28 protein-coding genes are annotated in these 16,881 nt (G+C 32.0%); 13 read left to right on the top strand and 15 right to left on the bottom strand.

What is annotated here, in order from left to right; translation table 11 throughout:
- Nucleotides 1-6 precede the first annotated feature (6 nt).
- The gene (locus ACQY2P_RS02445; protein WP_428326829.1) at nucleotides 7-573 is read left to right on the top strand and encodes a hypothetical protein; all 567 of its coding nucleotides are present in this window, start codon (nucleotides 7-9) and stop codon (nucleotides 571-573) included.
- Here ACQY2P_RS02445 and ACQY2P_RS02440 read toward each other — a convergent pair.
- Complete coding sequence (locus ACQY2P_RS02440) at nucleotides 566-841, bottom strand: DUF5615 family PIN-like protein (protein ID WP_428326828.1); 276 nt, start codon at nucleotides 839-841, stop codon at nucleotides 566-568. The genes ACQY2P_RS02445 and ACQY2P_RS02440 overlap by 8 nt on opposite strands.
- Before the next feature lie 195 nt (nucleotides 842-1,036).
- A complete protein-coding gene (locus tag ACQY2P_RS02435) occupies nucleotides 1,037-1,216 on the bottom strand; it encodes a DUF1059 domain-containing protein (RefSeq protein ID WP_428326827.1) in 180 nt (59 codons plus the stop codon).
- 144 nt (nucleotides 1,217-1,360) lie between these two features.
- On the opposite strand from ACQY2P_RS02435, the gene ACQY2P_RS02430 reads away from it, so the two are divergent.
- Entirely contained in the window at nucleotides 1,361-1,573 is a 213-nt protein-coding gene (locus ACQY2P_RS02430) for a hypothetical protein (RefSeq protein ID WP_428326826.1), read from the top strand.
- Nucleotides 1,574-1,575: 2 nt separating this feature from the next.
- The gene (locus ACQY2P_RS02425) at nucleotides 1,576-1,782 is read left to right on the top strand and encodes a hypothetical protein (RefSeq protein WP_428326825.1); all 207 of its coding nucleotides are present in this window, start codon (nucleotides 1,576-1,578) and stop codon (nucleotides 1,780-1,782) included.
- On the opposite strand, the gene ACQY2P_RS02420 is transcribed toward ACQY2P_RS02425, so the two are convergent.
- Together ACQY2P_RS02420 and ACQY2P_RS02415 are read right to left on the bottom strand one after the other, a co-directional pair.
- Nucleotides 1,779-2,126, bottom strand: coding sequence for a hypothetical protein (locus tag ACQY2P_RS02420; protein ID WP_428326824.1), 348 nt, complete (start codon nucleotides 2,124-2,126; stop codon nucleotides 1,779-1,781). The genes ACQY2P_RS02425 and ACQY2P_RS02420 overlap by 4 nt on opposite strands.
- A gap of 31 nt (nucleotides 2,127-2,157) precedes the next feature.
- Complete coding sequence (locus ACQY2P_RS02415) at nucleotides 2,158-2,535, bottom strand: DUF6659 family protein (RefSeq protein WP_428326823.1); 378 nt, start codon at nucleotides 2,533-2,535, stop codon at nucleotides 2,158-2,160.
- A gap of 100 nt (nucleotides 2,536-2,635) precedes the next feature.
- On the opposite strand from ACQY2P_RS02415, the gene ACQY2P_RS02410 reads away from it, so the two are divergent.
- Complete coding sequence (locus ACQY2P_RS02410; RefSeq protein WP_428326822.1) at nucleotides 2,636-3,253, top strand: O-methyltransferase; 618 nt, start codon at nucleotides 2,636-2,638, stop codon at nucleotides 3,251-3,253.
- Here ACQY2P_RS02410 and ACQY2P_RS02405 read toward each other — a convergent pair.
- On the bottom strand, nucleotides 3,245-4,750 hold the full coding sequence (locus ACQY2P_RS02405; RefSeq protein ID WP_428326821.1) for a hypothetical protein: 1,506 nt from the start codon (nucleotides 4,748-4,750) through the stop codon (nucleotides 3,245-3,247). The two genes, ACQY2P_RS02410 and ACQY2P_RS02405, sit on opposite strands and share 9 nt — an antisense overlap.
- A gap of 132 nt (nucleotides 4,751-4,882) precedes the next feature.
- On the opposite strand from ACQY2P_RS02405, the gene ACQY2P_RS02400 reads away from it, so the two are divergent.
- Both ACQY2P_RS02400 and ACQY2P_RS02395 read left to right on the top strand, forming a co-directional pair.
- Nucleotides 4,883-5,095 (top strand): hypothetical protein, encoded by a 213-nt coding sequence (locus ACQY2P_RS02400; protein ID WP_428326820.1) that lies wholly within the window; start codon nucleotides 4,883-4,885, stop codon nucleotides 5,093-5,095.
- 76 nt (nucleotides 5,096-5,171) lie between these two features.
- Nucleotides 5,172-5,597, top strand: a complete 426-nt coding sequence (locus tag ACQY2P_RS02395) for a hypothetical protein (protein ID WP_428326819.1) — start codon at nucleotides 5,172-5,174, stop codon at nucleotides 5,595-5,597.
- A 2-nt stretch (nucleotides 5,598-5,599) separates the two neighbouring features.
- On the opposite strand, the gene ACQY2P_RS02390 is transcribed toward ACQY2P_RS02395, so the two are convergent.
- The 6 genes from ACQY2P_RS02390 to ACQY2P_RS02365 form a co-directional block, all read right to left on the bottom strand.
- Complete coding sequence (locus tag ACQY2P_RS02390) at nucleotides 5,600-5,830, bottom strand: hypothetical protein (RefSeq protein WP_428326818.1); 231 nt, start codon at nucleotides 5,828-5,830, stop codon at nucleotides 5,600-5,602.
- A 34-nt stretch (nucleotides 5,831-5,864) separates the two neighbouring features.
- Nucleotides 5,865-6,095: a hypothetical protein gene (locus ACQY2P_RS02385; protein WP_428326817.1), complete on the bottom strand. Its 231-nt coding sequence runs from the start codon at nucleotides 6,093-6,095 to the stop codon at nucleotides 5,865-5,867.
- 43 nt (nucleotides 6,096-6,138) lie between these two features.
- Nucleotides 6,139-6,717, bottom strand: a complete 579-nt coding sequence (locus ACQY2P_RS02380) for a hypothetical protein (protein ID WP_428326816.1) — start codon at nucleotides 6,715-6,717, stop codon at nucleotides 6,139-6,141.
- A gap of 120 nt (nucleotides 6,718-6,837) precedes the next feature.
- The gene (locus ACQY2P_RS02375; RefSeq protein WP_428326815.1) at nucleotides 6,838-7,872 is read right to left on the bottom strand and encodes a hypothetical protein; all 1,035 of its coding nucleotides are present in this window, start codon (nucleotides 7,870-7,872) and stop codon (nucleotides 6,838-6,840) included.
- A 129-nt stretch (nucleotides 7,873-8,001) separates the two neighbouring features.
- The gene (locus tag ACQY2P_RS02370) at nucleotides 8,002-10,194 is read right to left on the bottom strand and encodes an elongation factor EF-2 (protein ID WP_428326814.1); all 2,193 of its coding nucleotides are present in this window, start codon (nucleotides 10,192-10,194) and stop codon (nucleotides 8,002-8,004) included.
- Between the two features lie 49 nt (nucleotides 10,195-10,243).
- Nucleotides 10,244-11,149: a sugar isomerase gene (locus tag ACQY2P_RS02365; RefSeq protein ID WP_428326813.1), complete on the bottom strand. Its 906-nt coding sequence runs from the start codon at nucleotides 11,147-11,149 to the stop codon at nucleotides 10,244-10,246.
- A gap of 84 nt (nucleotides 11,150-11,233) precedes the next feature.
- Here ACQY2P_RS02365 and ACQY2P_RS02360 point away from each other — a divergent pair, with 84 nt between their 5' ends.
- From ACQY2P_RS02360 to ACQY2P_RS02345, 4 genes are all read left to right on the top strand, one after another.
- A complete protein-coding gene (locus ACQY2P_RS02360) occupies nucleotides 11,234-12,061 on the top strand; it encodes an MqnA/MqnD/SBP family protein (protein ID WP_428326812.1) in 828 nt (275 codons plus the stop codon).
- 27 nt (nucleotides 12,062-12,088) lie between these two features.
- Complete coding sequence (locus ACQY2P_RS02355; protein ID WP_428326811.1) at nucleotides 12,089-12,379, top strand: hypothetical protein; 291 nt, start codon at nucleotides 12,089-12,091, stop codon at nucleotides 12,377-12,379.
- Nucleotides 12,380-12,589: 210 nt separating this feature from the next.
- Nucleotides 12,590-12,823: a hypothetical protein gene (locus tag ACQY2P_RS02350; RefSeq protein WP_428327259.1), complete on the top strand. Its 234-nt coding sequence runs from the start codon at nucleotides 12,590-12,592 to the stop codon at nucleotides 12,821-12,823.
- Nucleotides 12,824-12,861: 38 nt separating this feature from the next.
- The gene (locus tag ACQY2P_RS02345) at nucleotides 12,862-13,167 is read left to right on the top strand and encodes an MTH1187 family thiamine-binding protein (protein ID WP_428326810.1); all 306 of its coding nucleotides are present in this window, start codon (nucleotides 12,862-12,864) and stop codon (nucleotides 13,165-13,167) included.
- Here the strand turns inward: ACQY2P_RS02345 and ACQY2P_RS02340 are convergent.
- On the bottom strand, nucleotides 13,164-14,261 hold the full coding sequence (locus tag ACQY2P_RS02340) for a radical SAM protein (RefSeq protein ID WP_428326809.1): 1,098 nt from the start codon (nucleotides 14,259-14,261) through the stop codon (nucleotides 13,164-13,166). The genes ACQY2P_RS02345 and ACQY2P_RS02340 overlap by 4 nt on opposite strands.
- A gap of 76 nt (nucleotides 14,262-14,337) precedes the next feature.
- On the opposite strand from ACQY2P_RS02340, the gene ACQY2P_RS02335 reads away from it, so the two are divergent.
- Nucleotides 14,338-14,511 (top strand): hypothetical protein, encoded by a 174-nt coding sequence (locus ACQY2P_RS02335; protein WP_428326808.1) that lies wholly within the window; start codon nucleotides 14,338-14,340, stop codon nucleotides 14,509-14,511.
- Here the strand turns inward: ACQY2P_RS02335 and ACQY2P_RS02330 are convergent.
- Together ACQY2P_RS02330 and ACQY2P_RS02325 are read right to left on the bottom strand one after the other, a co-directional pair.
- Nucleotides 14,498-14,992, bottom strand: a complete 495-nt coding sequence (locus ACQY2P_RS02330) for a tetratricopeptide repeat protein (RefSeq protein WP_428326807.1) — start codon at nucleotides 14,990-14,992, stop codon at nucleotides 14,498-14,500. The two genes, ACQY2P_RS02335 and ACQY2P_RS02330, sit on opposite strands and share 14 nt — an antisense overlap.
- A gap of 54 nt (nucleotides 14,993-15,046) precedes the next feature.
- Nucleotides 15,047-15,274 carry a tetratricopeptide repeat protein gene (locus ACQY2P_RS02325; protein WP_428326806.1) on the bottom strand — a complete coding sequence of 76 codons (228 nt, stop codon included), beginning with the start codon at nucleotides 15,272-15,274 and terminating at the stop codon, nucleotides 15,047-15,049.
- Between the two features lie 123 nt (nucleotides 15,275-15,397).
- Between ACQY2P_RS02325 and ACQY2P_RS02320 the strand changes: the two genes are divergently transcribed.
- Together ACQY2P_RS02320 and ACQY2P_RS02315 are read left to right on the top strand one after the other, a co-directional pair.
- Nucleotides 15,398-15,841, top strand: a complete 444-nt coding sequence (locus ACQY2P_RS02320; RefSeq protein WP_428326805.1) for an Lrp/AsnC family transcriptional regulator — start codon at nucleotides 15,398-15,400, stop codon at nucleotides 15,839-15,841.
- A gap of 10 nt (nucleotides 15,842-15,851) precedes the next feature.
- Entirely contained in the window at nucleotides 15,852-16,400 is a 549-nt protein-coding gene (locus ACQY2P_RS02315) for a DnaJ domain-containing protein (protein WP_428326804.1), read from the top strand.
- Here ACQY2P_RS02315 and ACQY2P_RS02310 read toward each other — a convergent pair.
- Nucleotides 16,397-16,801, bottom strand: coding sequence for a hypothetical protein (locus ACQY2P_RS02310; RefSeq protein WP_428326803.1), 405 nt, complete (start codon nucleotides 16,799-16,801; stop codon nucleotides 16,397-16,399). The two genes, ACQY2P_RS02315 and ACQY2P_RS02310, sit on opposite strands and share 4 nt — an antisense overlap.
- Between the last annotated feature and the right edge of the window lie 80 nt (nucleotides 16,802-16,881).

Here is a 16,881-nt window from a genome sequence, read left to right as displayed (position 1 = left end):
GAAAAAATGGATAAAAATTCAGAGATTATCAGAATTGAAATTATTAGAATTCTAAATGAAAATGGAAAGATTCGAGGCACAGAATTAGCAAAAAGAGTAATGGAAAAGGTAGGGAATGAAAAAACAGTATATAGAGAAATCAGCGCATTGGTTGAATCAGGAGATATTGAAAAAAGAGTTCACAGTAGAGCCCATATCGAATATGAGCTAGTGAATTTGTATGAATCAGTAAATAATCAACTAAAAAATCTACATGGTGAAATAAAGACAATTTACGATGAAATAGAAAATTTTGATAAAATTAGTAAAATAGAAAATTTTTCATTTCACGAAAGATTAAGATCAGTAATTCACCTAATACAGATTGTTCAATCAACGGATGGAATCATGAAATTGTTATCATTTTATCCAACATTTAGAAAAGACAAAATGTTTCCACAAATCAATAGAAAAATTGATGAGTGTTGGCAAGCAATCATGACAAATATCTCACATCAGCCAGAAGATGTATTTCTTAATGAAATTTTAGCAAATTTGAGGATTTCACATCTAGATGCAAAAAATATCAATTAAATTTTTTTAATTTTTCAATAATCACTTTTAGTATTTCTTCATCATCAAGAAGAATCAGTGGAAAATCATTTTCTTCACTGGCTTTTCGATATTCCTTATCCTTTGTTACAACGATTAAATTATTTTCTTTAGCATACTGGATTACTGAAAAATCAGAACCTAGTTTTTCTCCAGCCATGTTTAACTTTCTGACACTAAGTGCATCATAACCATGTTCCTTAAGACGCTCATCCATACCATCTAGATTTTCATCTACAAGAATTTTCATAATTGAATTAATTTTCATTTCAATATTAGTGTAAAAATATTCAAGGCAAATCATGACCGCATGCAGGGCAAATTTTGAGTTTACAATACTCACATCCACATTTAGGGCAGGACTTTACAGAATCCAATGGAAATGTCATATTTTACATTACAAAATTTATTTTTAAACTTAATTTTGCTTCAAGCCTGAATTTGATTATGAAGGAATTTGGGCCAAAAATCTCTTTTTAACATAACGGCCTAATGTTTCAGGAGAATACTCAATTCCGTGCTCTTTTGCCATGTGATTCCAGTATGCAAAAACTACCTGTTCCATTTCCCCATCTACAGAATAATCGCAGTCAAAACCGCATTCATTGCATCTAATATCAACCATAAAAAATCATCAAAATACAGGAATAAAAGCAGGAATATGACGATTTTGAAAATTTGTTTAAAATTTAGAAAATATTTGTATGAATGTAAGTAAATAGGAATATCAAATCATCAAATACTTATTTTACAAAAAATAGACAATTTTGTGGACGTAAAAGAAGAAGACAAGTCAGAAAAATCAAAACAAAATCATATCAAATATTACAAATCATTAACAAAAACAATAGAATCAATTAGAGAAGAAGAAAAAGATGAAGAAGATCCTATAATTAAAAATCATCTTGAAAAGAGAATAGAGGCCATGGAAAAAGACAAGGTAAGAATTAAAGAAATGTTTCCAGATATTACAGATGACTAAAAATGCCAACACCAACAGAGAAAAACCACAATAAATATTTGGATTTGTTACATGATTACAAAATACATCTTGTAAAATACATCAGAGAATTAGAAAAGATGGATCAAACATCAGAGTTTGCAAAAAAATGGAATGAAACAACAATCAAAGAAAGGAAAGAAGAACTCAAAGTTATAGACAAAATATTAAAAAACTTGATAAGATTTTAAGAATCTTGAGTTAAATCATAAAGAGAGTTACAAAAAGAATCAAGATTTTTTGTGGAAACACCATCAAACCATGCCAACTCAGAAGTTATGCTAAATCCTTGTAATTCAGGCTCAGAAGTTGACATTAAAAATTCATTTTCATGTTTAACCATTTCTTGTAGTTTTTCTTCGTCATCTTTTGTCAATTTGTAATTGCACGGCATCAAATCAATTTGAACAAAATAATTTCCGTGTTGAGGATTGATTTTTGCTTTGATGAATGGTTTATCAAATTGTTGGCAATCTCTATAATATTTATCATATTCAAACATCTTTGAGTCCCCAAGATATTTTTGAAAAGTCATGTCACATAAAATCTAGAATATCTAAATTTGTTTAAAGACCTACAGTGAGTTTTTTGATTTTTGTGATTAATCTAATCTTTGTGTTGATTGGCATTTCAGGCTCCATCGTGAAATAAATGATATTTCTTTTGGCATAAACTACCATCTGGGAAACTTTCTCTCTTTCAACATGGACGTAACGAACCTTACCAAGAGACCTATCAAACTCTCTTCTCATTGCACGCCTTTGTGCTACCTGCTTGCAAAAATGCTCTTCTTCTTTTTGAGATTTGAGATTAGTTTTTCCTGTTTTCATAATTGCCTCTCTGATGTTACCTTTAGAATCAATTATTGCTGCAAATCTCATTTTAGAATCCAAATTGATGATTTTTTGTACGATTTCAAGCAGATCGATTTTCTTTGCTGCCATTATAATGAAAAAATTATCAGGCAAATATAATCTAATAAAAATAATTCAAGATGCTAGAACCACTAATACAGGAAGAGTTTGTAGATAGGTATAGAATAACATGAAAACATCAATTTTTGAAGTTCTAGAAAAATTAGAAAATCAATCATCATTAGAAAAATCAAGAAAGGTAGATGTGCCTGCGAATGAGAGAATGTTGGCCATAACAAAAGACACAGGTGAACTTCTCAATATGATGATACGACTAGGAAATGCAAAAAATATGCTGGAAGTTGGAATGTCGACAGGATATTCTACCATATGGTGTGCTGAAGCAATCATTGAAAACGGAGGTAAAATCACAACAATAGAACAAAACCCAAAGAAGATCAAAATGGCAAAGAAAAATTTTCAAAATGCAGATGTATCAGATGCCATAACCATCCAAGAAGGAACAGCAATGCAGATTCTAAGAGAATTCAACTTACACGCAAAATACAACAAATTTTTTGATTTTGTGTTGATTGATGCAGATAAAGAAAATGTTATTGAATATTTTGACATGATCGTACCATTAGTATCAGTCAGAGGTGTGATTATCACTGACAATATCCTATATCCTGAAAAATACAGAGAAGATATGAAAAAATATTCAGCACACATACAAGCAAATCCAAATGTCAGAACCATAACATCACCAATAGGAAACGGTGAAGAGATTACTGTAAAATTAAGATGATTTTTTCTTTAGCGTTATTTTTTTAGTTGTTTTTTTTTTGGTTGTCTTTTTAGATGGTTTTTTGGTAGGTTTTTTAGTAGAAGATTTTGTACCTAATGATTTTAATTTTTTGTCTTTAGCAGCAATTTGTTTTTTTAATTTTTGTTGTTTTTCTTTTAATTTTTGATTTTTCAATTTTATTTGTTGTTCTGTCTTTTCACGTTTCTTTTTGAGAGATTCATAGTTTTTTTCTTCTTTTTTGAGTTGTTTTGCTAAATTTTCTTGGGATTTCAAGCGTTCTTTCTCTTCATTTGCTTTTTTGGTGATCAATTCTTTTTCTTTTGAGATGGTGTTTATCAAATTCAGGCGTTCTTCTTTTGCTTTGATCAAGTCAGATTCTTGGGATTTGATTAGATTTTTGAGTTTTTCAGATTCAGCAAATTTTGCCTTTTCTTTATTTACTTGAGAAACAATAAACTCATAATCTTTTTTGGTCTTTTCCAAATCAGCCTGTTTAGATTTAATTTCATTTGCAATTGATGCCTGTTCAAGTAAGCGTGATTTTTGTTCTTCAATCATCTTTGCAAGTAAAGTTTGTTCAGTTTCCACTTGTTTTTCTATTTTCTCTTGTTCTAGTTGTGCTTGAACTAATTGTCTTTTTTGTTGTGCTAATTCTTTGGAAATTTTTGTCTTTTCTGCATTGATGTTTTTGATAATTTTGGCTCGCTCTTTTTTCACTTTATCTAGTTCTTCTTTTTGAGTAATGATTTCTTCAGAAAGTTTTGTTTGAGATTCAATTTTTAGTCGTTCTTCTTTGATTTGTGCTTCTAATGTTGCTTTTTCTTGAGTTACTTTTTGCTCATACTCTTTTCTGTGAGACATTAGTTGGGTTAATTTTGAGCGATGTGCATCAATTTCACTTGAAATTAATTTTTGTTTTTCAATTTTTTCTTCTTCACTACGTATATCTTTTGAAATCTTTTCAACTTCTGCGGAATCAGGTAAGGAATTCCAACCTTTTGGCATTGTTCCTTTAGAAGAAGGTCTTGTTTCAGGAGCAGGTTTAGGAGGGGGTGGAACAAATTCTTTTTGTTTTGGTTCAGTAACAGTCACAGTTTCTGTTTGTTTTGGTTCAACAATAGCTACAGTTTCTTGTGGTTTTGGTGGAACAGGTTCGTTTAGTTTTGATTCCAAATATGAAATATCAGAATGGTACAAAGTTTTGTTATTTGAAATCATATCATAGATGTGTTGTAATCTTCCAGGATCACCATTCCCAGTATTAATTAATTCCTGAATTTTTGGTAAAACATCGCTTTCTCCAGATGGTTGTTCTTTTTCTTCAAGTGTAATTAATGAATCTAGTTTTTTCTCAAGATATTTTTGATCAGAATGATAAAGAGAGCGATTGTTTTTTAGACATTCAAGGATGTGATAGAGTCTTCCAGGATCACCATTCCCAGAGTCAATTAGATCTTGAACATTTTCGATTGTTTGGGAAAGAGTTAGTTGTTGCATGTCAATTCGTCTTTGGTTAATTTTGTTCTAATCTAGTAAAAATAACTTTTTAAAAAAAATTTACCTGTGCATAAATTTTAGGTGATTTATTAATTAGAAAATTTACGCTAAATTGTGAGAGCAGGGATCCTAATGTTCATCATAGGGGGGGCGATGTTTTTAGCAGGATTAGTCATGTTTTATTCAATAGAGTTAGATCCTACTGAGCCCATATGGAATCACATCAAGAATATGGGTACATTTGTAGGTCTTAGTGGAATTGGAGTAATAGTAGCAGGGATCTTACTATATCTAATTAGTAGAAATCAACCTCCAATTCAAGAAAATTTTGAACATAAAGAATAATTTTCAATCATTAAAAACAATTCAAAAATAATTTTGGTGATAACTAAATTATAGCACATTGGTTATGATTTTGTAAATGACTGAAAAAATATGGTTGGGTGCAATCTTTTTAAAAGATGAAGGAGGATATGAGATTCTTTTAAAATCATTAGAGCATTATAGAAAAAGATTAAGAACCATTGGACAAAGTCCAGAGTTAAAAGATTCTGCTGCAATGTTTGCATCCGTGTTAAATCAACAAGCGATGAAAACAGTTCCAAAAATTGATGAGATTATTGAAAAAATAACAAATAGTATTAATGACATTCAAGAAGTCAAAAAACTTAGCGAGGAAGTTCCATTTTTTGAAAAAGCATTGATGTGTTATGAATCAGATATTGATAAAGCACAAAATACAGGACATGAATATTTTGTAAAACTGGTTGGAGATTTGGCTGAGGCCAAAAATGATTTAGATATCATAAAAACAGCATTAAAGAAAATAAAAGAATATTCTGAATAGTTTTAGAGACCTTGCAAATACCAATCCAAATAAGGAGTTAATGCTTTGCATTGTTTCTTTTTTTCAGATTCATCTTCAGCATCTGAGATTTTTTGAATTTTACCACCAAGATATTCAGAGGTCAAATCACTCTTAAACTGAGGCTGAATTTGCTTTAAAACATCAACAATTTCACTTGAAGATGTGTTTTCAAAGTTTTCTAAGATTCTAGAAACCTGCTCATTCAAAGACATAATTGTATTTTTAAAAAAGCCCATTATAATTTTTCTAGTCTAAAATGTCTTCATCATCCCAAGTTAGTCTAAATCTTCCAGTAACTCTAAACATTCGGATTTGTCCACCTTTTTTAAAATGGAGTTTGTAAAAGTTATGTGAAGCATCATCAATTTCTAAAGAGACATTTTCTTTTTTTGTTTGAAAAATTATAGGATCATTTGAAATTTGATTCCAATCACTATCATCAAAATCCATGTAAAATTTTGTGTATAATAATCCCATAGAATAGTCTAAAATGAACCAGAATAAATAACTAAAGAATGTGCTATTTATCTGATGAATTTTTTGGCACTGTAACTCCCAGAAAACTAACAATTGTAGGAAGTAATAATTCAGAATCCTTGTCATTTTGAATTACCTCATAAACTTGGAAAATTAATTGCTGTATTGTCAGATGTTCATCTCGATACAGGGTTTTCTTTGGATTTTTTATAGAATCTAAAATTGTAAAACCATTATCAGTTTGCAATAATCGTCTTAGAAGAGAATTTGCAGTGTGTATCTTTTCATCTACATCCTTGTGAGGAAAATCAGTCTCCAGTCGTTTTATTTGGATTTTTAGATCATGAAAAGAGTTGTTTGTAGTCTGTTCAATATGTTGTGCAGTTTTGTGAGCATAATTTTCAGTAACATGATAAAATTTCATATTTTTTTCAGAATTTACAAAAATGATTTCTTTTTCAATAAGAGAATCACGAGTCTTTTCAAAGGTAGTCTTTGCCATGAATTTTGGAACTACAAGTTTCAGAAGGGCATTATGATGTAACTCAGGATTATCTTTGATATGCTCTAGAATTATCCTTTCACGCTCATACATCATTAGGGTAGGCTCAGAATGACTCATTTTAACTAGGTCAACCTATTATTAGTAGGTCAACTATTAAAAAATTTCGAGGCCACTATTCAAGACACAGTCGCAGGAGAAAATTTAGAAATTTAGGCAGTAATGATTTTTCTAGTACTATCAAACTTGAATTATTCCAGATTTTACAAGAAATTGCAATCCTTTTACAAACTCTTCAGATGGAATCAAATATTCTGACCACCATTTTGCATTAGATTTTACCCAATCAGGAATCTTTTGCTCTGTTGAAAATGAATTTGTTCCAGTTATCTCAACTGTTATGATGTCATTTTTGATCATGAATTCTATTCCTGAAGCAAAGTCTTTGTCTGAAATTATTCCATCTGACCACCATTTTGCATTATTACGAATCCAATCAGGCAATGCTACTCTTTCATGACCAATTTTTGATTCGTAAATTTCATCTACGATTTCTTCAGAATAAAATCCATCTCTGCCATAAATTTGAATTAATTTTTCAACATCTAATGGTGTAATATCAGCTGAAATAACTTTGGTAGGCTCTATTGGAATCATAATTGATGGAGGTCTTTGAACACCATCTTGCCACTTTTGAAGAGCATCATCATCATATGATATGTAATGTCCTAATCCCAAAGCATGACCAATTTCATGTTTGATTGTCATAGTTAACGGTTCAGAAGGAATTAGATAATCAGCATAACTTGGAATCCATTCTACAATTGAATAATAATATCCAGGATCATTAGCTGGTTCTGTATAGTCTACCCTTTCTAGTTCAATGTTTAGAAAGTAAATTACAATATCTGCATCATTCTGTTTGTTGTTGATGGTATATCCTAATACTACAAACTCTTCTTCTTTGTTTTGAGGTTTTGGAAGGAATTCTATTGTAATGTCACATTTTATTTCATGTGTTTGTTTTTCTAATGGGATTAACTGAAGTTCCATATTCCAAACATCTCTAGTTCTAGTTTGTTGATTTAGTTGGGTTTCCCAATCAAGGACTGCTCCTCTAGTATATTTTGATAATTTTTTCCAGGCATCTAGAATTGTCGTGTTGGGCTCTAACGCACAAATTGTGGGATCATGGGTCATGGTTTGTCCTATAATTTCAAATTTATCTTGCTGAGAAAATGATTGATATGGAGAGAAAAGTAAGATTGTACTCAAAAATACAAATAAGATGAGTTTCATATATTTTTTTGAAATAGTTTCATTATAACAATTTTCCAACAAACAAACTTACATCATAAAGCCAATTCAATTGTATTTTTGTCATCAACGAACTGAGTTCTATTTTTACTCTTTATCGATGAATTCATTTGCACCAGGTGGTTCTGGAGCAAGTCCTTTTCTCTTTCTAATATCAGCAACAGCTGTTGTCAACATTGATTTTGGAACTTCAGTCCATTCTTTAAATGATGTATTCCATGTAGCACGTCCAGCAGTTTGACCTCTCATCTCTTCAGACAAGGTAAATGTCTCAGAAGCTGGAATTTCACCAGTAACAATACTTGATGCACCTTTTTGAGACATGTCCAAAACTTTACCACGTTTTCCAGAAAGAACTGTTGCAACGTTTCCAACTAAATCAGTTGGGACACGAACTTCGATAGCTAAAGTAGGTTCCAAAACAGCAGTTCCTGCAGTGAGTAGTGCACCCATGCATGCTCTACGAGATGCAGGTCCTAATTGAGACAAACCTCTGTGTGCAGTATCCTCGTGAGGTACAAAGTGAGTAAATGTGAATTTACAATCTCTCATCTGTTCTTTACATAGAGGGCCTTCTTTCATTACTTCATCAAAACCAGAATTAATAGAATCAGTTGACTCTTGTACAAATTGAACACCTTTTGTTCCGTTAATCAAAACATTACCACGTGAATCAAATTTCATAACTCTCTTGATTGTGTCAGTATCCCAACCAGCACCTTTGAGTAAATCAGATACTACTTTCTTGTCTTTCATATCGCTGATTTCACCAGTTCTAAGCATATGTGCAATTTCAGGCTCTAAGGGCTCAACCTTCATGAAAATTTTGTTGTGTCTATTTGGAGATTTTGCCATGATTGGTTCACAACCAGCCTTTACAGTTTCTCTATAGTTAATCAAAGGTTCAGAGGTGACAATTTCACATTTTGCATCTTGAATTCTATGTGTTGCAACATCCAAATGCAATACACCCATACCGGCAACAATAGTTTCCCCACTTTCTTCATCGATCTTTACGATAAGGTTTGGGTCTTCAATTGTAAGCTGTCTTAAAATTTCAACAAGTTTTGGCAAGTCTTTAGGATGTTTTGGTTCAATTGCAACTTGAACTACAGGTTCTGAAACATATTTGACACCTTCAAACATGGGAATGTCTTTAACAGTAGATAATGTGTTACCTGCTCTAGCTTCAGTTAATCCCAATAGTGCAGGAATATTTCCAGCTCCAAGTTCTCCAACTTGTTCTCTTTGGTTTCCCATGAAAAAGTTTACAGATTGAACTCTTCCCTCACGTTTTTCATCAATAATTTGAATTGATTGTCCATCTTTGATAGTACCAGAGAATAATCTTCCAATTGCAACAGGACCTGCGGCAGGATCTAATACCATATTTACAATCATCATAATCGTTGGACCACTGTCATCACATGCAAGCAATGCTTTTCCAACATCAGAATCCAAATCACCTTTCCAAATTTGTGGAATTCTGTATTTTACGGCTTCAGCAGGGGCAGGATGATGTTTTACGACCATGCCAAGAACTGCATCAGCTAAAGGTGCTTTCTCAACCAAATCTGCTACCTTTTCATTTTCATAAGCATCGATAACATCTTTGAATGTAATTCCTCTCTCTTTCATTAAATCAACATTGATTGCCCATCTGTCTTTTGCAGAACCAAATGTAACGCTTGCATCCTGAATAGATACTTTCCATTTTTCTTTGTATTCAGGTTCAGCATAAGTGTCAATTAATTGATTAAAATTAGAAACGACTTCTGCAAGTTGTGCTTGCATTTTTTCAGGGGTTAAACGTAATTCTTTGATGAGTCTGTCTACTTTGTTGATAAACAGTACAGGTTTTACTCTCTCTTCAAGTGCCATTCTAGTTACAGTTTCAGTTTGAGTCATGATACCTTCAACTGCATCACACACAACAACTGCACCGTCAATTGCCCTAAGACTACGAATTACCCTTCCACTAAAGTCGACGTGTCCAGGAGTATCAATCATGTTAATGACATATTCTTTGTCTTTTTGTTGAAAGAGTAAAGTGACATTTGCCTGATAAATTGTGATACCTCTTTGTTGTTCTTCTTTATCAAAGTCCATTGCAAGTGCTTTACCAGCAGCTGAGGGGGCAATAATTCCAGAATAAGCTAAAAGGCTGTCACTCATGGTAGTTTTTCCATGGTCAACGTGTGCGATTACACCAAAGTTTCGGATCTGATCCTTATTTTTGATAATTTTCATAACGTCACTTGTTGACTTGAATTTTACCATATTCGCAAACCCTAGGATTCAGCTATTAAACCTTAGCCTTGTAAAAAGATCAATAGATCATTTGGTTACTTACATTACGAATATTTTTTGCAGTTACAAAATGACAGTCTTTCTTGTGTTTCTTTTTTGCCTCATTTAGCGCAATGAATTGAGAGAAAAATGTACAATACAATACCTGAGATAGTTTTCCAGGTGGAAGGTTAGGGAGAATTACATTGATTCCAATTTTCTCGAGGTTTTTGACTAGTTGCCTATTGTGAGTGTTTTTTTCTTCAAAAATTATCACAGTATCCCCACGTTTTGCAGAAAATAACTCCATATGAGAAAATTGCTCTATTCGGGAATAATGTACATCATACCCCATTACTTCATAGAATTTTGCTGCGCAGAACATGGCAATAGGAAAAGTAAAAAGATTACCTAAAACATAGATCTTTTTTGAAATTTTGAATTTTTTAGAATCAGATTTTGCATTTCTAAAGATTCCATCAGATTTTGGAACAGAAATTGGTTTGACTAGAGATATGCATGTAAGTGCACTTTCTAAAAATGAGATACTGCCTGCGGTGAACACATGGTGAGTGGGGGAGTTTAGTAAAATGACATCATCAGATATTTTGGCCAATCTACTGTCAGATTTTGAAGTAATGGCAATAGATTTTTTTGCAAATTTTGAAACTTTGATGTTAGTGACAGTATTTCCAGAGATTGAAACAAAATAGACATGTTTTGATTTCACTAGATGTTTGTTCTTGTACAAATCTAAAGGATCCATGGCACATGTCAATCCTTCTGAAAATGATTCAGCTAACATTGAAGAAATTAAAGAGTCACCACTACCAGTAAAAAGAGTATTTTTTTGAAGGGTCTTTGAAATAGGTTTTTGTTTTTTGAATGATTTTAGAAAATCAACTTGAAGATGAATGTCTTTTTCAAAAGCATCAATAGTATTCATTAATAGAAATGAAATTTTGGCATATATTAGAAAATCTGTTATGATCATGTTTTGATTTTTATTACGACGATCTTACGGGAAAATATGGAAATTTCAGTAGGCCATACTCCTGACTCAGATGATGCATTCATGTTTTATGGAATGTTTACAGGCAAAGTTCCATCACCAGATTTTAAAGTAAACCATGTAATTGAAGATATTGAAAAATTAAATCGAAAAGCTACAGATCCTCAATTAGATGTGACAGCAGTTTCAGTTCATGCATGTGCATACATTCCAGGATATACAATATTGCGCAGTGGGGGAAGTTTTGGGATAGGATACGGACCAATTGTTACTGCAAGAGAGAAAATGACCATTGATGAGATAAAAAAATGTAAAATTGCAATTCCAGGAAAGATGACTTCAGCATTTTTGCTGCTTCAATTAATGATTGGAAAATTTGATTATGTAGAAATGAATTTTAGTGATATTCCAGAGGCAGTAAAATCAGGCAAAGTTGATGCAGGATTGGTAATTCATGAGACCCAGTTATCATATGAGCAAGAAGGAAATATCAAAATTTTAGATGTTGGAGAATGGTGGCATGAAACCACAAACGGATTACCAGTCCCACTTGGAATTAATGTTATGAAAACAGATTTGGGAATGGATACGATTCATAAATTTGACCAGTATCTACAAACATCAATAGAGTATGGTTTAGAGAATTTAGAAGATGCTCTAGAATACGCAATGCAATACTCTAGAGGAAAACCAAGAGACCTGATTGAAAAATTTGTAAAAATGTATGTAAATCAAGTAACTGTCAATATGGGAGATTCAGGTGAAGAATCTATAAGAAAATTGTTTGAGATGGCAAAAGAAAAAGATCTTGTACCAGATTTTGAATTAAGCATAGCCATCAAGTAATTATAGAACAAAAATAGAAAAAAATCAATGGGAGACGGTATTGGTGGTGCAGTTATCAACATTCTTACAAACAATGCATTTGAATTGTTAATCAGTCACACTAGAAAAGACAATCAGGAAGAATATGGGAAAGTTGAAAAAATTATCATGAGTAAAATAGACGATCCCGAACAACCACAATATGAAGAAAAAACAAAAGAAGATTTAGAAAGAGCACTGAAAGGAAAATTTGTTTCATGTAATGTGCAATACAGAGATAAAAAAACAGATGCACTTGTTTGTAATGTATTTGTACAAAAACCGCCAGAAGGATTTTAGAAAAATATACAAAAATTACCTGTGACGTGGTAGATTCTAGAAATATGTTGATGATTAATTCAAGAGATCAAGCTAAAATTTCTCCAAAAATATACCTAAAAGAGTAATAAAAATAGAAATTTTCACAATCCAATTTCCTAATATATGATAGACTCAAAATAATATCAGTTGGTACTAATCGATAAGAAAATTTTTGCAGGAGGCATTGCAATGATTATTGCAGGAGTTATAATCGGAGTTACAACAGGCCAGGCACCAACAGGTCATGCCGGAATGACTGAAGAAGAAATAATCGATTTGATGGTGGCAGAAGATGAAAATCAGGCTTTACAGTTATTGTATGGGTTATTGATTGGTGTGGGATTTTTGTTAGTTTTGATAAGTTTTGGGGCAAGACGCAAAAAAGGCAGTGCAAAAAGAACAGAAAAAAAACCGGCAAAGTAATTCAAACTTTTTTTATCTTAAAGAATTAGAAAAAAGAAATGATTCATGCAGAAATTAGTGTTTATCCAATGGCCACAAAAACTACCAGTGCCAGTTTTTACATTGCAAAAGCAATAGAATCAATTCAAAAAATTGAGAACCTCAAATATGAAATTAATTCAATGGGAACTATTTTAGAATCAGACGACATGGATCTGATTAACAAAGCTACAAAACAAATGACTGAAACAGTACACAATCTAGGAATGGACAGGGTAGAAGTAGTAATCAAAATAGATTCAAGAAAAGACAAACAACAAAGTGGTAAAGAAAAATTAGAATCTATTAAAAAGCATCTAAATTAAAAATTCTTTAAAATCCCAAAATGAGTATTTCTTTGTGCAGGAGTACGACCTATTTCTTTTACCATAGTTGCAAGTTCATCTACTGAAGAACTGGTTGCTTTTCCAGCAGCACGGTAGATTTCTTCAGAAAAAGCAGTTCCGACTAAATCACTACCGCCATTAGATAACGCAACCTGAGCAAGCTTCTTTCCATATGCCACCCAGTAAACAGAAATATTGTTTAGATAATTTGCAAGCATAAGTCGAGATAATGCAATTACTCTCAAGTCATAAACAGAAGAACATTCATTATTTACCAAGTGTTCTTGTTCTAGTTCAGTATTATCTAAACTGAATTTTAAAGGAATAAGTGTGATAAAGCCATTTGTTTTCTTTTGTAAGTCACGAATTTTGATGAGATGATCAACAATGTGTTCAGGTTTTTCAATATGACCATAAAGCATAGTTACATTACTTTTTATTCCCATGTTATGTGCTTCTTCAATTACATCTAACCATTCTTGTCCAGTACATTTTCCTCTTACAATCTTTTTTCTAATTTCTGGATGAAATAATTCTGCACCACCACCAGGCATTGAATCTAACCCTGCATCTTTTAATCGAGATAAAATTTCTTTAGTAGAATTTTTTGTAAGTTTTGACAAATAGAAAATCTCTGCAGCAGTTAACGCTTTGATGTTGAGTTGTGGATGATGTTTCTTTATTACTTTCATCATGTCTTCATAATACTCAAGAGGAAGTTTGGGATGAAATCCTCCAACAATATGAACTTCAGTTGCCCCCATTTGTTTTGCAATTCCAACTCGTTGTTCAATTTCTTGAGGGGTTAATGTGTAGGCATCTTCTGCACCATCTTTTCTATAAAATGCACACATTTGACAACTTGCAGCACAAACATTTGTGTAATTCATGTAGTATGATGCAGCAAACGTTACAGTATCACCAACTAGTTCTTTTCTTCGGGCATCAGCTACTGCTCCTAGTAAATGTAAATTATCGTAATTCATCAATTCCAAACCATCTTTGTAGGACAATTCTTGGCCAGCAATTGCGCGATCTAATGCCTGAGAATCCCCCACCAGTTGTTCCAGCATACCCTAAGGCATCTTCATCATGATATATTCCTTAGTCAGGCTCAAGAAATAAGTAACCAAATAAGAATATCACAATATGGTGCTTCCGTTAGTAGATGAACACAAGCCAAAATGCTATCTATGCCACGAAGGGTTTGAAGATATAGAGAGACTCAGAGAACATCAAAATTCTAAACATAAGGAGTTTTTTGAGTCAAATGAAAAAGAAATGAATAGAGAGCCTGCACCTGGCGATGTTACGGTGTTTTGACTTTATTGTCATTAATGGATTTTAGTAAATCTTGAGCCATTTCTTTTGAAATACTGGCCAAATCAAATTCTTTATCAATAGATAACGCTTTTTTAAAATGTTTTAGAGCATTTTGTAGTTTTCCAGTTTCTCCCAAGGATAGACCTTTGTAAGCTAATGCCATTGCACATTTTTTATCAATTTTTAAAACAGCATCATAGCAATCCATTGCTTCGTCATATTTTTGAGCAGAATGTAATGCAGTACCTTTGTTTAGTAATGCATCGATGTTTGTTGGAGAGATAAGTAATGCTTTGTCATATGATCGAATTGCAAGTTTTATTCTACCTATATTCTGTAAAGTTACTCCTTTATCGATTAGGGCACTAATGTTTGAGGGTTCTTTTTTCAGTACAAGATCATAAAGATTAAGGGCATCATGGAAATCTCCATCCTCAACACATTCATAGGCTTCAGCTAACATTCGATCTGTGTTATTCAATATGGAAGATAATATTTTGTTAATAATATAGATTCACTATTTGTCAACACTAGATCAAGAAGAATTTCTATCACGAGGATCAATATTGAGGGATTTGTTAAAACAATCCATTGCCTCTTCGTATCTTCCAAGACTTCTCAAAGTGATACCCTTGTAATTCCACAAATCAGGATCATCTTGATTCAAAAGTAATGCTTGTTCAAAGAAACCAAGGGCATCATCAAATTTCCCGTCTTCTAGCAGAACCTTACCTTGAGATACAAGTTCTTGGATTTTTTCCACAAATGGTGTAGTTTTATATTTTTATTAAATTTGAAAAATATTAAAAAAAATTGAGCCTACCAAATTAAACAAATTTTCAGTTATTTAGTGAAAATTTAAATAAATTTTTTCATTACATAAAATGTGAATTTAGATAAAACAGATGAGAAAATTCTAAGAAACCTGATGGTAGATGCACGACTATCAGCAAGACAACTGGCATTAAAACTCGGAATGTCAACTGTAACAGTTCTATCAAGAATAAAAAAGATGGAAAAGGAGAAAATCATTAACGGGTATTCAGCAATAATTGATCATGAAAAATTAGGGTATTCTCTTACTGCAATAATTGAAATCATTGCAAAAAATGACAAAGTTGTAGATATTGAAGAAGAGATATCAAAATTTGAAAATGTTTGTGGGGTTTATGATATTACAGGTTCAACAGATACAGTAATCATTGCAAAATTCAAGGAACGAAACGGCCTAAGTAAGTTTGTTAAAGAACTTGCTGCGATTCCAAATGTAGAAAACACAATCACACATGTAGTATTAAATACTGCAAAAGAAGATTTTAGATTATCATAGTGAAGAAGAATTGAGAATTGCAAGTATTTTTCTAATTTCAATAGTTTTACTTTTGGTACAATCATCATATGGACAAGAAAAAGAATTAGATATGGATCTTGAGGTAACAGATGAAGAGAAAATCATACTGTTTGGAGGATTTGCAATAGTAGTTATTGGGTTGTTTTTGTTTTTAGCAAGAGACATCATTCTTAGGAGAAAGACATCCTATGATAAAGAAGAGTTAGAATCAAAAAAAGACAAAACGAATGAAAAGTATCAATCGGATTGGGGAGATGACTATGAAGAGATTGGAAAGAGAAGAAACACTGTAAAAGACAAAGAATTCAGAGATGCTGCAAGAAATGATGAACTTCCAAATTATTATGAAATGTTAGAAGTATCACGAGATGCAACACAAGAAGAGATAAAGAAAAAATTTAGAGAATTGGCAAAAAAGACACATCCTGATAGAACAAAAAAAGATTCAGAAGAAGAAATGTCAAAACTAAACAAAGCATATGAAGTCCTTTCAGATGAAGATAGCAGAAAAAGATATGACAAATATTTTGTAGATTAAACAGATTCTAGTTTTACAATAATCATGCTAAGTTCTATAGAATCAGGCGTCTGAACACTATTTGTTAGATTTGTTGAAATTTCCAGGTTTTTTTGATTCCCTTCCACATCTATAACAGTAGTAATTTTTAGTTCGCCAAATTCGGTGTTTGGGCCAAGCATTTTCTTTGTAAGTAACGGCACCACAGAAAGATCTTCAATGGTTCCTTTCATTTTATATGCAAATTTTTCTGAAAAATATACTCCTCCACGAGTTGTAGGTTCGTTTACGGGGATAGAAGAATGAGTTACTTGAACTTTAGTTAAAGGATATGAATTGTTTTTTAAATGAAGGATAAATCGAGATGAGGCTGATTTGGTAAAATCAATTAATGAATTTAAAAGATTTTCATCCACAGTCATTTAAAAATAAAAAAATCATAATTCTATTGAATCTTTCTACAAAAGAAGTTCTCTTTCAGATCATCTTTAAAAAGAACAAA

The sequence above is a fragment of the Candidatus Nitrosopumilus sp. genome (assembly GCF_965262695.1).
Classification (GTDB): Archaea; Thermoproteota; Nitrososphaeria; order Nitrososphaerales; family Nitrosopumilaceae; genus Nitrosopumilus.
Note: the sequence above shows the minus strand (reverse complement) of the source record. Positions and strands in the feature narration are given on the sequence as shown.

Bases quoted from the DNA above. Each gene is read 5' to 3' on its own strand.
- ACQY2P_RS02360 (WP_428326812.1), top strand. From the start codon at position 11,234: ATGGAAATTTCAGTAGGCCATACTCCTGACTCAGATGATGCATTCATG.
- ACQY2P_RS02425 (WP_428326825.1), top strand. From the start codon at position 1,576: ATGCCAACACCAACAGAGAAAAACCACAATAAATATTTGGATTTGTTA.
- ACQY2P_RS02335 (WP_428326808.1), top strand. From the start codon at position 14,338: ATGGTGCTTCCGTTAGTAGATGAACACAAGCCAAAATGCTATCTATGC.
- ACQY2P_RS02405 (WP_428326821.1), bottom strand. From the start codon at position 4,750: ATGCAACAACTAACTCTTTCCCAAACAATCGAAAATGTTCAAGATCTA.
- ACQY2P_RS02355 (WP_428326811.1), top strand. From the start codon at position 12,089: ATGGGAGACGGTATTGGTGGTGCAGTTATCAACATTCTTACAAACAAT.
- ACQY2P_RS02365 (WP_428326813.1), bottom strand. From the start codon at position 11,149: ATGAATACTATTGATGCTTTTGAAAAAGACATTCATCTTCAAGTTGAT.
- ACQY2P_RS02400 (WP_428326820.1), top strand. From the start codon at position 4,883: ATGTTCATCATAGGGGGGGCGATGTTTTTAGCAGGATTAGTCATGTTT.
- ACQY2P_RS02350 (WP_428327259.1), top strand. From the start codon at position 12,590: ATGATTATTGCAGGAGTTATAATCGGAGTTACAACAGGCCAGGCACCA.
- ACQY2P_RS02420 (WP_428326824.1), bottom strand. From the start codon at position 2,126: ATGACTTTTCAAAAATATCTTGGGGACTCAAAGATGTTTGAATATGAT.
- ACQY2P_RS02370 (WP_428326814.1), bottom strand. From the start codon at position 10,194: ATGGTAAAATTCAAGTCAACAAGTGACGTTATGAAAATTATCAAAAAT.
- ACQY2P_RS02445 (WP_428326829.1), top strand. From the start codon at position 7: ATGGATAAAAATTCAGAGATTATCAGAATTGAAATTATTAGAATTCTA.
- ACQY2P_RS02380 (WP_428326816.1), bottom strand. From the start codon at position 6,717: ATGAGTCATTCTGAGCCTACCCTAATGATGTATGAGCGTGAAAGGATA.
- ACQY2P_RS02310 (WP_428326803.1), bottom strand. From the start codon at position 16,801: ATGACTGTGGATGAAAATCTTTTAAATTCATTAATTGATTTTACCAAA.
- ACQY2P_RS02415 (WP_428326823.1), bottom strand. From the start codon at position 2,535: ATGGCAGCAAAGAAAATCGATCTGCTTGAAATCGTACAAAAAATCATC.
- ACQY2P_RS02385 (WP_428326817.1), bottom strand. From the start codon at position 6,095: ATGGGATTATTATACACAAAATTTTACATGGATTTTGATGATAGTGAT.
- ACQY2P_RS02345 (WP_428326810.1), top strand. From the start codon at position 12,862: ATGATTCATGCAGAAATTAGTGTTTATCCAATGGCCACAAAAACTACC.
- ACQY2P_RS02390 (WP_428326818.1), bottom strand. From the start codon at position 5,830: ATGTCTTTGAATGAGCAGGTTTCTAGAATCTTAGAAAACTTTGAAAAC.
- ACQY2P_RS02340 (WP_428326809.1), bottom strand. From the start codon at position 14,261: ATGCTGGAACAACTGGTGGGGGATTCTCAGGCATTAGATCGCGCAATT.
- ACQY2P_RS02395 (WP_428326819.1), top strand. From the start codon at position 5,172: ATGACTGAAAAAATATGGTTGGGTGCAATCTTTTTAAAAGATGAAGGA.
- ACQY2P_RS02435 (WP_428326827.1), bottom strand. From the start codon at position 1,216: ATGGTTGATATTAGATGCAATGAATGCGGTTTTGACTGCGATTATTCT.
- ACQY2P_RS02410 (WP_428326822.1), top strand. From the start codon at position 2,636: ATGAAAACATCAATTTTTGAAGTTCTAGAAAAATTAGAAAATCAATCA.
- ACQY2P_RS02440 (WP_428326828.1), bottom strand. From the start codon at position 841: ATGAAAATTCTTGTAGATGAAAATCTAGATGGTATGGATGAGCGTCTT.